Below are 13620 nucleotides of genomic sequence, written 5' to 3' on the forward strand. Positions count from 1 at the left end.
TGCCTTATTGGTATGTCTTTTTTTGTTAAAATCTCCTTTGGTTCTTCGGTGTTCTATGAGCGTAGGTATAATGATTGCTTCACTACAACTATGTAACAAAATCATTAAGTGAAAAGATTTACAGGATATTAATATCTAATTAAAAAACGCATGTTAGTTTGTTTAGGTGAAAGAAGTAATTACCTTTTATGAGAGGAGAAAAAATCATGGATAAAAACATTGAAGTTTTAAGAACAGAGGGGGATATTAATTTAACAAAAACCCGTTCTGTCTGGCAAGAAAATCATTTAAGTAAAGAATCGTTTGAGTTTATAAACGATGACGCCAAGTATTATTTACATCAGTCTCTTTCTACTCCTTGTTTAAATATTATTGAAAAAAGCTATGGCATTTACATAGAGGATATAGACGGAAGGAAGTATATGGATTTTCATGGGAATAATGTTCATCAAATAGGATATGGGAATGAGTATGTTATACGTGCCGTAAAAGAGCAGTTGGATACACTTCCATTCTCTCCAAGACGTTATACAAATAAAGTTGCAATCCAGTTAGCAAAAAAATTAGTTGCTATTGCACCAGAACCTTTAAATAAGGTACTTTTGGCTCCTGGAGGAACTTCAGCTGTTGGTATGGCTTTAAAGCTTGTTCGAAAGGCAACAGGTAAATTTAAAACGATATCGATGTGGGATTCGTTTCACGGCGCCTCTTTAGACGCAATTTCAGTTGGAGGAGAAGCGCTTTTCCGTAACGGTATGGGCCCATTAATGCCAGGGAGTCTACATATAGCGCCTTACAATTCATATCGCGGTTTGTTTGAGGATGACAATGGTAGGTTTAAATCCCTTGATTATCTAGAGTATATACTAGAAAGAGAAAATGAAATCGGTGCTATTATTTTAGAGCCTGTTCGTTGTACAGACGTGCATATCCCACCAAAAGAGTACTATCAACGTTTACGCAATATTTGTGATAGCAATAATATATTTATGATTTTTGATGAAATTCCAACTGCTTTAGGACGAACAGGAAAAATGTTCACTTTTGAAAACTTTGGAGTTATTCCAGATATTGTTTTATTGGGAAAAGGATTGGGTGGAGGCGTGTTTCCAATGGCGGCGATGCTCGTAAAAGGAGAACTTGATGTTGCCCAAGATATTGCACTTGGTCATTATACACATGAAAAAAGTTCGCTAGGCTGTGCAGCAGCATTGGCTACTCTTCATTATATTGAGGATTTTAAATTAATAGAAAAGGCTAATCAATTAGGAGAGTATATGAGAATGCGACTTGAAAAGATGCAAGAGCAGTATGAAATTATAGGTGATGTACGAGGAATCGGTCTTTTATATGGCGTAGAATTAGTATTGGACCGCCATTCGAAAGAAAAAGCTATAGTTGAAGCAGAACAAGTAATGTATAAATGTATGGAGAAGGGATTAAGTTTTAAAGTATCACAAGGAAATGTGCTTACGCTCACGCCACCACTGATTATTAAGCAACAAGAATTAGAGCTGGCAATGGATATTTTAGACCAATCTATCCAAGAGGTTTTAGAGCAGTAATATAGATTTATAAAAAATTGATGAAACATCTCATTTGAGGTGTTTTTATTTTATAAAGAAACAATGGCGGGTAAGAGGAAAGCTATTGCATTAAAAAACAGATAGTGTAGGTACTGTTAACACATTTTTGCACTTTAATAGAATGTGTGTAAAGGTGAAAAAATGTGGTATAGTGAAAAAAGAGGTGTAAAAAATTGGTTAGAGGGAATAGTGAATTTTTAGAAACAGGAACTAATTCAAGAGATCAGAGGGAGTTGATAAAATGTATTTATAATTGTAAAGATAAAGAGTTAATAAAATTTTTAGGTAAACACCTAAAAAGAAAAGATTGGAATGGAGATAGTTTTTATACTATTTTTAAAAGACTCCTAAAATATGAGACAAGAAATTCAAATATAAAAGGTTATATAAAAAATATTCAAGCTCTTTCTACAGAAGATCGGTTAATTTTGAAGGCAAGATTAGTAGAAATTGAATGTACATATGATAGAGTTTCCATATTAAACCTGAGTGGTGTAGGACTATTTGCTTTTTTACTTATCTATAAAGAAATGTCAAAAGAAATTTTATTTAAACAGCTCCCAGTAACCTATTATTATTTTATGCAAGCTGTTTATATTTTGGTTATATTATTTTTAATTAAAAAAGCAGTTAAATCAAAACATTTACAATCCCAAGCTAAGTATTTCTTAACAATAATTGATAACGTTAAAAATTAATCAATAGGAAACAAGAAGTTTTTTTCTAATTGCCATGAAACGTAATATGTGCCATACAAGTTTGCAGCGAATACGTTGAATAAGTGATTAATCTAATGAAGTGATTGTTTGGATAGATTTGTTGCTATTGCTATCCTTGAATTTGAAAAATTTTTAATTAGTAGTTGACTAAAGAAAAAGTTACAAGTAGCATAAAAGAAATAACGTTGTATTCTTATAAACTTAATAAGGTATAAAAACCTTATTCAGTAATTATAAAAAAAGTAGTCAAATTCTAAAGAGGAGTGATTGTAAATGGCAATAACAACATTTAAGGCAAACACATTTTTAAAAGAAAAGGTTTTGGTAGAAGCTCATGTTAGAGGACATAAAATTATTGTAGATGAACCAAAAGAATTAGGTGGAGATGATCAAGCTCCAAATCCTGTAGAACTCTTGCTTTCATCTTTAGGGGCATGTCAATCAATAGTAGCAAGAACGTATGCGAAGAAGTTTGATATAGACCTTCAAGATTTCTGGGTGGAATTAGAAGGAGACCTTGATACAGATGGCTTTTTAGGCAAGTCCGATGTAAGACCAGGATTTTTATCAATCCGATATACTTTTCATATCAAAACGAATGCATCAGAGGAAAAGGTAGAAGAATTTAAAAAATATATTGAAGCACGTTGCCCTGTAGGTGATTCGATTGCTAATACAGTAAATCTTGTGTCTTCAGGAATTGTTATTGAGAATTCTGTAGTTTAATCTATTTTTATGTAATGCCTAATATAATTGTAAGCTAGATATTCAGAATGTTCCAAACGATTTTCAAGTAACTTTGTATACTGCGAGGGAGGGGCACTAAGTGTTTCCTCCCTTGTTACTTACATACTGGGGCAAGACATACATAAACGACTCTATTTTTAGTGATGAGTATATTTTTGTGTAATACTTAAGAACGTAGTAAAATAAACCATATTAACATGTTAAAAGGTGATGAAATATGTTTAATGGGAGGTTGGGTCGATGAATGAAAACAAGAAGAGTAAATTACAAATATTAGCAATCGTCATAATAATTGCACTATTGGTTGCGGCCTTTGTAACTTTTTTCTTAGGGCATTTCGTCGTAGGTTCAGTTTTATTTGTAATCTTTATGATAATCTTGAATGCTATTAGTAGTTGGACGAGAATCAAAAATACAGAGTACATTCATTTTAAAGAGCATAAATATAATGAGAAATGGTGATGAAACGCGGATTTTGCTATGGTAATTATCCTAATCATGCTTTCTAGCCCTTTTTAATTTTGTCATTCATGGAGTGAAGACAACGATGTCCTACAAAAAATGGGGCGAAGTATCTTGATAAAGTTGTCATAGCAAAATACTTGTTTTACCCTTGATAAACCATAAATTTAGATTGTCAAAATTGATAAATAAGATATTCATTATATTAAATACAAGCCTGTTTATTAGCAAAAGAAGAGCAAAATTCGCATTAATTCAATAAGTTATTTTTTTGTCATTTCTTGCGCTTACCCGGGAAATTTTTTTATTTCCTAATTGAAATACCCCATTCTAATGGCATTTTGTAACACGAAAAAGGAGGGCGAGGACAAATTGGGATTATCTGAGTAGCTAAAAATAATAACTATGTCGTGATGAATCGTACAGCATTACATGACAACTGGCTCAATCCTTAAATAATTTTAATGCGGATACATGCAATCCTGAATTTTGGAAATTTTGTAGGAGGGCAAACAAGTACTCAAAATTGAAATATCACTTAGGTGACATATTAGCAGACCCTAGAAAAGGAGTGGTTATACAAGATACACCAAAGAATAGAGACTTCAAAGACTCTGTAAAGCAATAGTATGGATAGGAGATCGATGCCTCTGACGGGATTCGAACCCGCACTCCTTTCGTAAGCATAGGCTAGGGGGAACACGCTTCCCTACGGACTTTCACCAGCTAGGAATTTCACCTGCTTCAGCTCATTTGCTTTTCGGTGCTTCTGAAACCCTTGCCTTGCGACCCGGCAGCTACAATGTTTTCCGGCGCTCTTCCCTTCTACAGCTACAGAGGCAAATAACTATTCTTTCGTTATTTATATAGATTTTAGTAGATATTGAAAGTTTGAAAGAAATTGGGCAATACCAATAAGCATAGCGCTACAATAAAGCAACGCTAAGTTTGTTCAATCGTAAACAACTTTACAACACTAAAAACACAGCCTATCAATCCGCCAATAAAGAAAATATATGCCACTAGAATTGACATAGCTTCTAAGTTGTGTGTAAAGATTCTATATGCTCCTACTGAACATAATGCTAAACCACTAATCGAGCTCAGTAATGTTCTATTCTTGTCAGTCAAAAAAACACCTCCAAATAATAGCATTTATAATATGGTAACAAAAATTCGCTATTTAGTTAACTAATGTATAGCGGTATTAATGTCATGAAAGCAAAAAAGCTTACTGAACAATATGCGTAATTAATGAAAATAGAATGATTAAAACATCCCCCTATAATTCAACTATATATTAAAATCCCTTTTTTCTTTCAAGTACTTCGATCCGTTTCTCTAATTTCTTAATTTTCATGTCATTAAGTAAGACGATGACTGACGTTGCTATAGCGAAAGTAAAGGCTATGTACGTGATACCAAGCATAAGTGAACCTCCTAATTTTTGTTAATTTTATTGTAACACAAAAAAAGCCGCAGCGTCGTCACACGCTAGGGTTTGAATTGGATTAAGCTATTTAAACCTTATCGAAGCATTATCCCACAGCTTACTTGGCTAACCTGATGAGCCAAAAAGGGCAAATTAATTTAATGAAAAAGATTTTACTGCAGTGGATTAAGAATTTTCCTTGGATGGTTGCGACAATGGAAGAAGCACAAAAGCCAGTAGCGAAGGTTGATGATAATAGTTTCAGCGGGGCGAAAACAGCAATGTATGGTTTTAATGTAACATTACCAAAGGCAGATGGATATATAAGTAATCCGGTGTTTAATGAAGTTCAACATCGTGTCTATTTGTTAAATTATCGAACTAAAGAGTATGAGCAAAAGATTGCAGAAGTGCAAGCACGTATACCACTAGTATATAGAGACAGGGGGAGATTGAAGTTCTTCATAGATTACTAGATGGCATAGCATGCGTGCAATTGGAAACCATATGAGAATATCTAGTACGACAATTTTTAGGGTAAAACGATGAAGTATTCAATGAGCTACTTCATTTTAATAACATATGTTCAACAATCGGGCCAGATTGTTGAATAAAACTTTTAAAGGATTTTAAATTTATATTAAAATTTAGATGGTCCAAAAGGCTTTTACTTAAACTCCGGTGCTATTAGAATTAAAGTAGGAAAAGTTAAAGGGGGATAGATTTGATTAAAAAAATCGATATAACTAATCTTAAACTTGCTGAAGAAGTTTTAAACATTCAAATACCTTCATATAAAGTGGAAGCGGAAATAATAGACTTTTATGATATACCGCCATTGAAAGATACAGTTTACACGTTACAACAATGTGGTGAGACATTTTTTGGTTATTACGTAAAAGAAGAATTATGCGGCGTCATTTCTATAAAAGTAGAGAATGGTATAATCGATATACATCGGTTAATGGTACATCCTAAACATTTCAAAAAAGGAATTGCCAAGATATTATTGGATTTTATTGAAAACGACAATGAAGGATTGGAAACAATAATAGTATCCACTGGATCCAAGAATACACCAGCAGTGACTTTCTATTTGAAAAATGGATTTTCAAAAACAGAGGAAATAAGTATAACAGAACGCCTTTCCTTAACTTCTTTTAAAAAAGAAATTTAATATAGTTTATTTAGCAATTAAGCGCTCTCCTGGAATTAGGAAAGTGCTTTTTTAATTAAAAGGCAGATTGAAATCGTGCGCGATTGTGGAATAAAAGTAACAGATGTAACAAAAAGAACAAATGTAAAACATGTACGATGTTTTGTTTAAACTCGGTGCAGTAAATGTTTCTGCCCTTGGGATAAAATCCTCTATATTAGGGAAAGACAGACTCACGACCGACCCACGCCTTATAAACTTGTTCGATATGATTTTTTTAAGTGTATTACTAGGAGACGAGAAAATGAAACCCTTGTTTACAAAAAGGATTATATATGCTAATTTGGATTAAAGTGTTAATTATGGTGGTGAAATTAATGAAGTGGACATATGTTTTAGGTATCGTTATTTTAACTGCGTTATTGAGTATAGGTGGTACACTTTTAATCTCAGACAAGATCTATGACAAAGGAGAGATGGAACAAGATGTGAAAGAATTAGAGAACACTTCAAAAGCAGATACAAAAGAAAAATTTGTATCGACGGTAGATGTGAGCGGTATAGGTTGGGAAAACCCTATTTTCTCCAAGAAAATTGATGATTGGAAAAGTGGAGATGAACCCTTCGTTGGCAATCTAGTAGAAGAAGTGATTCAAGAGATGGCACACCAAAAGATTATCGCTGAATCGAAAGAAGGCTCTATTATGATTACACCAGAAAGAATCGACATTTTAATACAGATGGTAGAAGAAAACAAAGATAACTATGAACGTCATAAAATGTCTGATAAGTATGCACCGTATGAAATATATCTAGATATATTAAAACGTTGGAAAAAAGGTGATTTTTCAACAGTTGACGATGACCATAATATTTTAATGTTTATTCAAGGAGGGAAACCACCTGAAGGTTTAGCAACAGATATTACTTCGGAAGAACAAGAGATAAACTATATTTTCCAAGTTTTTGCTAAAGAGGTAGATGAAGTCTTTGGCTCGACAGAAAAGCAGAATTAATCTATTTTTAGAAGTTAAATAATAATTGCTAACATCCTTCGGGGTGTTTTTATTTTCTCTTTTATAGAGAAGTCTTCTTAAGATATTAGCGGTATAGGCAGAGGATACCGAAAAAGATCTTGTTAAAAATAGAACGGAGGTTTTCGTCGTACCGAACAGAGCACCGTTGCTATCGGTAGATGCAGTCGCGCCTTCTGGTGTTGTAAATACTGATAAATTTAAAATATCTGGTAAAGCATAAGAGGAAGATGCAAATGCCACGGTAAAGGTGACAAGTCGTATCAACGCAGGTGAGCCAATGGAAATTTACAGTGGTTCAGGTGGTCCTTAGGAGTTTTAAGTATCACTTGCGCAATTAGTAGTGTTTTGGTCGTAGATAATTACGGGGCTAAGACAAGTAAAATCATTAGAGTGGTGCATCTATTATGTGTGGAAAATTTTGCTGGACTTGAGGACATCTTTGCTTTTGTTGCTTTGTAATAGATGAGTACAACAATACGGTTAATGTAGATGATACATGCGATAATATTGTGGAATAAAATTTTCGATGATATGTTATACAAGTTTTTATGCAAATTTATAAACAAACTCTGTAAGTATAGACGCTCTACTGTTTGTGCAATTTGTATAAAAAATGTACAATCAATAGTTAAAGTGAAAAGGCAATAGTTAAAGTGAAAAGGCAAAAACGTTGATTTAACAACATTCGTGCCTTTTTGGTGTATATTTTAATCGACAATTTTTGTTTGGGTGTTTAATTTATATGAGTGAATATAATTTACTGCGTACTTTACTAAAAAGATTCCTAAGACCCCACCCAAAACATTAAATAACGAACAGAAAATATCCATATTACCAAAGTGGCCCTTAGTAAAACCAGACCGCCCAAGTAAAAGATGGGCGAAATGTATCACTAAACAACTTAAAACAACAATAGAAATTGCTTTTTTGTTACTTTTTAAATTGAAAAGGAGTAATAAAAAAATCCCAAATGGTACAAATAAAATAAAATTATAAAATAAAGCTGAATAACTAAAAATAGAAATATGAAAGTGCATCGTATCAAATATTCCAAACCAGTCATTCGTTGAAATAAATCCTCTACCATTGTCTGCTGGATTTTGAGGGAGCGTGAATCCACCAGTTTTAATTTGAATTAAACTTATTAAGTAAAAGATAAAGCTATATAGAATAATTCGTTTTTTATTACTTTTTATTTCTTTTCTAAAATAGTCAAGAAATACATCAATAAAAATATATACTAGCAAAATTAGAAATCCGAAAGGAACAATATTGTAAAGAACGTATGTTGAATGCACAATTAACATCTCCCACTATTTGCAACATTTAAAAGTCAATATTTATTTTACCAATTTTTACATTATAAAACAAATATAACTCGTCAACTAACCTGTTACGTTAATTGAAGTATATAAAGCTACCAAAGCGTTGTTTAGGATATATAACCTTGCGAACGCATATAACTAATGATATTCGTGATACAACAATAGGGTGCATGTCAACGTATATAGCGAACCAAGAGCAACGTTTAGCAGAGCAGGAAAGGGCGATTATAGAGCTTTCCTCGTTAATTGCAAAGGAATCAGAAGGAGGCGAACAAAATGTTTAATGAACAGAGTGGACTAGTAGCTATCTGGTATAACTATGTGCTAGCACGTCCACATAAACGTAATCAAGTACCAAATCTATCAAATTTGCGCCAAGTGGTGTATCACAAACTAGAACAAGAAAATGATAGTAAAATTTATGTATTTCAGTCAAAAGAATGAAGTGAAATAATAATATTATACAATATAATAGACTTAATTGTTATGTTGTTTTCAATCTTAAATAATCAAAAGATAGTTATTGGAGAGGAAGATTGGATGAGTAAAGACTTTATTATTTTTGGAGCAAGTCAAGGGCTTGGCGACGCCTTTGTAAAGGGTCTACCCATAGAGGGAGATACAGTATGGATGGTGTCAAGAACACGACCAGAAAGTTTGGATATTAATGATGGTGTAAATCGCAAATGGCTTTCAATAGATTTATCAAGTCAACAACAAATCTCTTCTTTAAAGGAAACCTTAAAAGACATTGCAATAGATGTATTAATATATAATGTTGGCGTATGGGAAAAGCGTGGTTTCGAAGATGACTATACATTTGATAAGGATGAAATCGAAGATATTTCCAACTTAATCAATATAAATCTAACTTCTACTATTACGTATATTCAAGCGCTTCTACCAAACTTAAGACAAGCTAAAAATGGAAAAGTCATTTTAATTGGTTCAACGGCTGGCTTAGAACATACAAATAGTTCACAGGTTTCATTTGTTGCATCTAAATTCGGCTTACGAGGCATTACAAATGCTCTACGTGAACATTTGAGAGGAGATAAAATTCCTGTCACTTGTATTAATCCAGGGGAGCTAGCAGCAGAAGTACCTTATGAAGAAGGTGCAGAAAAGGCAATTGATTTATATGAAGGTACACGTATACCTGTACAAGATATTGTATCTATTGTGCAATGTGTGATTAATTTATCACCAGTTTCATGTGTTAAGGAAATTACTATCCCTTCAATAACAGACTTAAATGCTTGATCGTTTCAAAATAAGTAAAATTACAAATTACAATAGATTTTAAGCCTTCTACAATCATCTGTGGAGGGCTTTTATTATGCAAAAAAGGAAGGTGTCCAATGAAAACAGACACATTATATACATCACTCGTAGGCGGCTCCATGGCAGGGGTCGCCTATTTTGTTGGTGGCATTGACCATTTAATCAAAGCATTCGTTATTTTTATGGCGATTGATTATATTTTAGGCGTTATGGTTGCGTTTGTTGTGAAAAACGTTGATAGCAGAAAAGCCTTAATAGGTCTGTTTAAAAAACTGGCGATGATTTTGATGGTGATTGCTGCAGTACAACTGGACTTGGCAACTGACAGTGGGAACTTTATGCGCAATGCCATGATTCTTTTTCTCATCGGGATGGAAGGAATCAGTATGATTGAGAACCTTGGAAAGTTAGGGTTGAAAGTCCCGAAGTTTTTAACAAACGCTTTTAAGCAACTTCAAATCGACAATGATGATAAAAAGGATGATAAACAATGAGTGTTACAACAACATGCCGAGATTTAGGTGAATTACTACCAGTGGCGCAGACAGCCTGTAGATTACTCTTTCAAGAGAGCTATAAAGCAGGTATTAATAATATCTTCGTTACTGAAACCTACCGGTCACAAGCACGCCAAAATTATTTATATCAGCAGGGGCGAACTCGATTATATGACTCCAAGGGTAAGCGCCTTTATCCAGTGACTTGGACGCTAAAGAGTAATCATACTTCACGTTTAGCATGGGACATTGCCGTGGCTCCCCCGAAACCCTTATATGATGTAGATACATTAACAAAAGTCGGGGCAATCGCTCGTAAGTTAGGTATTACGTGGGGCGGTGATTGGGCACGCAGAATATACCGTCCACATTTTGAAGTGAAACGCAATTGGAAGATGCCTAGAGGCTACAAATTAGAAGGACAAATAATCGTGCCAAGTAACAGTAAAATGAAAGTCCAATTAATTGTGAAAGACAAGAAGGAGGAAATCGGAATGACAAATACAATTTGGAATCCTGGTTCACCAGCTATGAGAACCGAGACTGAAAACTTTATTGCGCAGGCAGTTAAGGACGGAATTATACAGGCTCCACACTTGAAGGATTTACAGAATGGAGTCATGACGACGGATCGTTTGATTGGATTGTATATTACGATTCAGCAACGTAGAAATAATAAAAATAGTTAGACATAGTACAAATACTTGTCTTGTTGACTTCAATTATAGAAATTGCAAAACCTAGGTGTTCATATGTAAAAGGCTGCCAAATGAATTTCATTTGGCGCCTTACTGTTTTGAGCATTCAAAGAACCTATTTTACCATTTTAATTCTGGATATATTTCTGCGATTTTCATACCTTCAATTGTTCCTTTTTCAAGTAGTTCTTCATAGCCATTAAATTCTTGAGAATACTGATCTTTAACTCTTGATAGATAAGATTTACCACGATTATGACTTATCCAATATTCCTCACCTTTATAATAAAAATTCAGTTCATCATTCATTTCGAGAAGGCTTTTAAACTCTAAGTACTCTTTTTCTGTCATGTAATTTACTCCTTTTTAATAAGGATCGCCTCTATGGGTACCAGTCCAGTCATGACGATGGATGTTTGATTGGACTGTATATTACGATTCAACAAAGACGTAATAAATAAAATAGAAAGACCGCTCTACCACTTAATCATTGTGGAGGGCGGTCTCTTGATTAATACTCTCTTACTTCAAATGAAGCAATCTTGTCGTGTACAACATATTCAGTTACTTTTTTATAAGGTGAGATAGTTTTTGTGAATTTGAAAGTTGAAGTACCTTGAGCACTTTCAAACCAATTCAAGTAACTATTTAAAACGGTATTAGTAACATCATATTCTTTTGTAATACCATTTACTAGTGTGATACTAAGGATAGCACTAGAAGATTCACTAATAGGTTTTTTAACAATCACAGTGCTAGTAGCTGCAATATCAGTGTTTTCTATTTTTGCAGTAATGATTGCAGTTCCTTCACGAATAGCTGTCACATTTCCATCCTGATCTACAATGGCAATTGATTCATCACTTGAAGACCATACCACATTTTTATTAATAGAGTTTTCTGGTAAGACAGTAGCAGTTAATTTATCCTTACTACCCTCAAGAAGTTCAAAATTATTTTTGTCTAATTTAATTGATTCAGATTCTGTACCACTTTGTTTCTTCACTGTAACGGTACAATTTGCAGAAAGATTTGTATTTTCTACTTGTGCTGTGACAGTAACTACTCCTTCTTTGAGGGCAGTGACATTTCCGTTTTGATCAACAGTGGCAATACTTTCATCACTACTTGTCCAAATTACTTTTGTATTTGTTGCATTTTCAGCAGAAATTATTGCGTTAAGTTTATCATTAGTTCCTTCAAGTAGTTCTAAAGAATTTTTATCTAAAGTAATTGCTTCTATATCAGATGGAATTTCACCAGGAGCCAATAATTTCCCATCAACATCTATTGCATCAATTTCAAAAATTCTTAATTTATCAAGGCTCTTTATCTCAACAACATGCGTTCCAGGAGATAAATTGTTCTTTTCGTAAACCAATCTCTGTAATTGGTTTTTATTTAGTGCGCTAATGTTTGCAGAATATACATCAACTATATCACCATCTATACTTACTTCTAAACTTGTACTTCTTGAGTCAAAAATCGCGGCAATTATTCTAAATTTAGTTCCATTCATTGTAAAAGTTACAGTATTGTTGACTCTATAAAATGCTGAAGAACCCTTGTAATAACTAATGTGATCTTGTATTAAAGGAGTATCAGGTCCTCCTACTATCTTTGCAGAATTTGTCGAATCGTATCTATTCCAACCAATTTCTGGTTTAACTAGTTGGCTACCTATTACTGCACTATTTTCAGAAGTATTATTTAAATTAGTTACTCCTACTTCATAATCAATCCCTTCTGCTGCAGATGCACTTTCAACACTAAAGCTAACAAGTAATAACAGCATTAATGCAGAATAAATAAAACCTTTTTTAAACATATTTACCATTATGTATCCTCCTTAAAGTTGTATAGGTCATTTCTTGAATAAACCTCCAAAGATAACATTAACTACTTATGGGCATTTTTGCTATAATAAAAATCGATTAATTTTGATAACAAAAAAGCCACTCGATTTGTACTGCACCCCAAAAGTTAGATCAAAAATCTAACTTTTAGATTTCACTACATTTGAGTGACTAAATTTTTTATTTCATTTTTTCGAGAGCTTTATTCATTTGTTTTTCATTTGATTTTACAGCTTCACTATCTACTGCATCAACACTACGATATGTATATTTCATATTTTGGAAATAATCAAAAGCGAAATCCTTTAGAGCACCTTCGCTATTTTTCTCAACAAAATAAGATTTAAAAATGTTAGTCAACATTCGCTCATGGTTTTCGATTTCACTTAAATAATTACCTGATTTATAATCATTAACTATGTACGTTGAAAATTCCTTCACTTCTGCTTCAGTAGGATTATACTCCATTAAAAATTTTTCAAGTGCATAAAACTTATCAGCCGGACTATCAGAATTTGTAGCCAATTTTGTTATTTCATCCTGCCATTTTGCCGTCTCTGCTGTTACAGATTCTTTTGCAGGTTCAGCTTGTTCACTAGCTGGAGCTTCTTCTTTAGGTGCAGCTTCGTTTTCATCACCACATGCAGCAAGTAAAAATGCCGATAAGGCTCCAACATAAAATAATTTTTTCATTTTCAAACTTCCTCCTTTAATACCTTATCTATTTTAAGAAATTAGATGGTAAAAGTATATAAAAAAGAAAAATAACCAATATTAGTTATTTATTAATTCCGTTCCACTAAACTTTCTTTTATGTTCTA

18 protein-coding genes are annotated in these 13620 nt (G+C 33.2%); 12 read left to right on the forward strand and 6 right to left on the reverse strand.

What is annotated here, in order from left to right; genetic code table 11:
* Nucleotides 1-206 precede the first annotated feature (206 nt).
* The 4 genes from pbfA to FC748_RS04865 all read left to right on the forward strand — a co-directional run bounded on the left by pbfA (nt 207) and on the right by FC748_RS04865 (nt 3514).
* Nucleotides 207-1565 carry a (R)-1-hydroxy-2-aminoethylphosphonate ammonia-lyase gene (pbfA, locus tag FC748_RS04850; RefSeq protein WP_167492629.1) on the forward strand — a complete coding sequence of 453 codons (1359 nt, stop codon included), beginning with the start codon at nt 207-209 and terminating at the stop codon, nt 1563-1565.
* Between the two features lie 194 nt (nt 1566-1759).
* The gene (locus FC748_RS04855; RefSeq protein WP_024364895.1) at nt 1760-2284 is read left to right on the forward strand and encodes a hypothetical protein; all 525 of its coding nucleotides are present in this window, start codon (nt 1760-1762) and stop codon (nt 2282-2284) included.
* Nucleotides 2285-2578: 294 nt separating this feature from the next.
* Nucleotides 2579-3031, forward strand: a complete 453-nt coding sequence (locus FC748_RS04860) for an OsmC family protein (protein ID WP_024364894.1) — start codon at nt 2579-2581, stop codon at nt 3029-3031.
* A 261-nt stretch (nt 3032-3292) separates the two neighbouring features.
* On the forward strand, nt 3293-3514 hold the full coding sequence (locus FC748_RS04865) for a hypothetical protein (RefSeq protein ID WP_025219765.1): 222 nt from the start codon (nt 3293-3295) through the stop codon (nt 3512-3514).
* A gap of 942 nt (nt 3515-4456) precedes the next feature.
* Here the strand turns inward: FC748_RS04865 and FC748_RS04870 are convergent.
* Nucleotides 4457-4645: a hypothetical protein gene (locus FC748_RS04870; protein WP_108030149.1), complete on the reverse strand. Its 189-nt coding sequence runs from the start codon at nt 4643-4645 to the stop codon at nt 4457-4459.
* Nucleotides 4646-4814: 169 nt separating this feature from the next.
* Nucleotides 4815-4943, reverse strand: a complete 129-nt coding sequence (locus tag FC748_RS22385) for a hypothetical protein (RefSeq protein ID WP_255313819.1) — start codon at nt 4941-4943, stop codon at nt 4815-4817.
* A 164-nt stretch (nt 4944-5107) separates the two neighbouring features.
* On the opposite strand from FC748_RS22385, the gene FC748_RS04875 reads away from it, so the two are divergent.
* From FC748_RS04875 to FC748_RS04885, 3 genes are all read left to right on the forward strand, one after another.
* Complete coding sequence (locus FC748_RS04875) at nt 5108-5422, forward strand: hypothetical protein (RefSeq protein ID WP_244311190.1); 315 nt, start codon at nt 5108-5110, stop codon at nt 5420-5422.
* Nucleotides 5423-5670: 248 nt separating this feature from the next.
* Nucleotides 5671-6123, forward strand: coding sequence for a GNAT family N-acetyltransferase (locus FC748_RS04880; protein ID WP_108030150.1), 453 nt, complete (start codon nt 5671-5673; stop codon nt 6121-6123).
* A gap of 314 nt (nt 6124-6437) precedes the next feature.
* Nucleotides 6438-7118, forward strand: coding sequence for a DUF6241 domain-containing protein (locus tag FC748_RS04885; RefSeq protein ID WP_108030152.1), 681 nt, complete (start codon nt 6438-6440; stop codon nt 7116-7118).
* 728 nt (nt 7119-7846) lie between these two features.
* Here FC748_RS04885 and FC748_RS04890 read toward each other — a convergent pair.
* Entirely contained in the window at nt 7847-8446 is a 600-nt protein-coding gene (locus tag FC748_RS04890) for a VanZ family protein (RefSeq protein ID WP_029747468.1), read from the reverse strand.
* Nucleotides 8447-8586: 140 nt separating this feature from the next.
* On the opposite strand from FC748_RS04890, the gene FC748_RS21975 reads away from it, so the two are divergent.
* The 5 genes from FC748_RS21975 to FC748_RS04905 all read left to right on the forward strand — a co-directional run bounded on the left by FC748_RS21975 (nt 8587) and on the right by FC748_RS04905 (nt 10934).
* Nucleotides 8587-8748: a hypothetical protein gene (locus FC748_RS21975; RefSeq protein WP_167492631.1), complete on the forward strand. Its 162-nt coding sequence runs from the start codon at nt 8587-8589 to the stop codon at nt 8746-8748.
* On the forward strand, nt 8741-8908 hold the full coding sequence (locus tag FC748_RS21980; RefSeq protein WP_167492632.1) for a hypothetical protein: 168 nt from the start codon (nt 8741-8743) through the stop codon (nt 8906-8908). Before FC748_RS21975 ends, FC748_RS21980 begins: the two co-directional genes overlap by 8 nt.
* Before the next feature lie 96 nt (nt 8909-9004).
* On the forward strand, nt 9005-9727 hold the full coding sequence (locus tag FC748_RS04895) for an SDR family oxidoreductase (RefSeq protein ID WP_108030153.1): 723 nt from the start codon (nt 9005-9007) through the stop codon (nt 9725-9727).
* A 98-nt stretch (nt 9728-9825) separates the two neighbouring features.
* Nucleotides 9826-10242 carry a phage holin family protein gene (locus FC748_RS04900; RefSeq protein ID WP_108030154.1) on the forward strand — a complete coding sequence of 139 codons (417 nt, stop codon included), beginning with the start codon at nt 9826-9828 and terminating at the stop codon, nt 10240-10242.
* Complete coding sequence (locus tag FC748_RS04905) at nt 10239-10934, forward strand: M15 family metallopeptidase (protein WP_108030155.1); 696 nt, start codon at nt 10239-10241, stop codon at nt 10932-10934. The genes FC748_RS04900 and FC748_RS04905 overlap by 4 nt, the downstream gene beginning before the upstream one ends.
* A gap of 129 nt (nt 10935-11063) precedes the next feature.
* Here FC748_RS04905 and FC748_RS04910 read toward each other — a convergent pair whose 3' ends face one another.
* The 3 genes from FC748_RS04910 to FC748_RS04920 all read right to left on the reverse strand — a co-directional run bounded on the left by FC748_RS04910 (nt 11064) and on the right by FC748_RS04920 (nt 13492).
* The gene (locus FC748_RS04910; protein WP_108030156.1) at nt 11064-11294 is read right to left on the reverse strand and encodes a hypothetical protein; all 231 of its coding nucleotides are present in this window, start codon (nt 11292-11294) and stop codon (nt 11064-11066) included.
* A gap of 160 nt (nt 11295-11454) precedes the next feature.
* On the reverse strand, nt 11455-12780 hold the full coding sequence (locus FC748_RS22170; RefSeq protein ID WP_202974232.1) for an Ig-like domain-containing protein: 1326 nt from the start codon (nt 12778-12780) through the stop codon (nt 11455-11457).
* 199 nt (nt 12781-12979) lie between these two features.
* On the reverse strand, nt 12980-13492 hold the full coding sequence (locus FC748_RS04920; RefSeq protein ID WP_108030157.1) for a hypothetical protein: 513 nt from the start codon (nt 13490-13492) through the stop codon (nt 12980-12982).
* Nucleotides 13493-13620: the final 128 nt, after the last annotated feature.

Origin of the sequence: Lysinibacillus sphaericus, from assembly GCF_005217585.1 — a bacterium.
GTDB lineage: Bacteria > Bacillota > Bacilli > Bacillales_A > Planococcaceae > Lysinibacillus > Lysinibacillus sphaericus.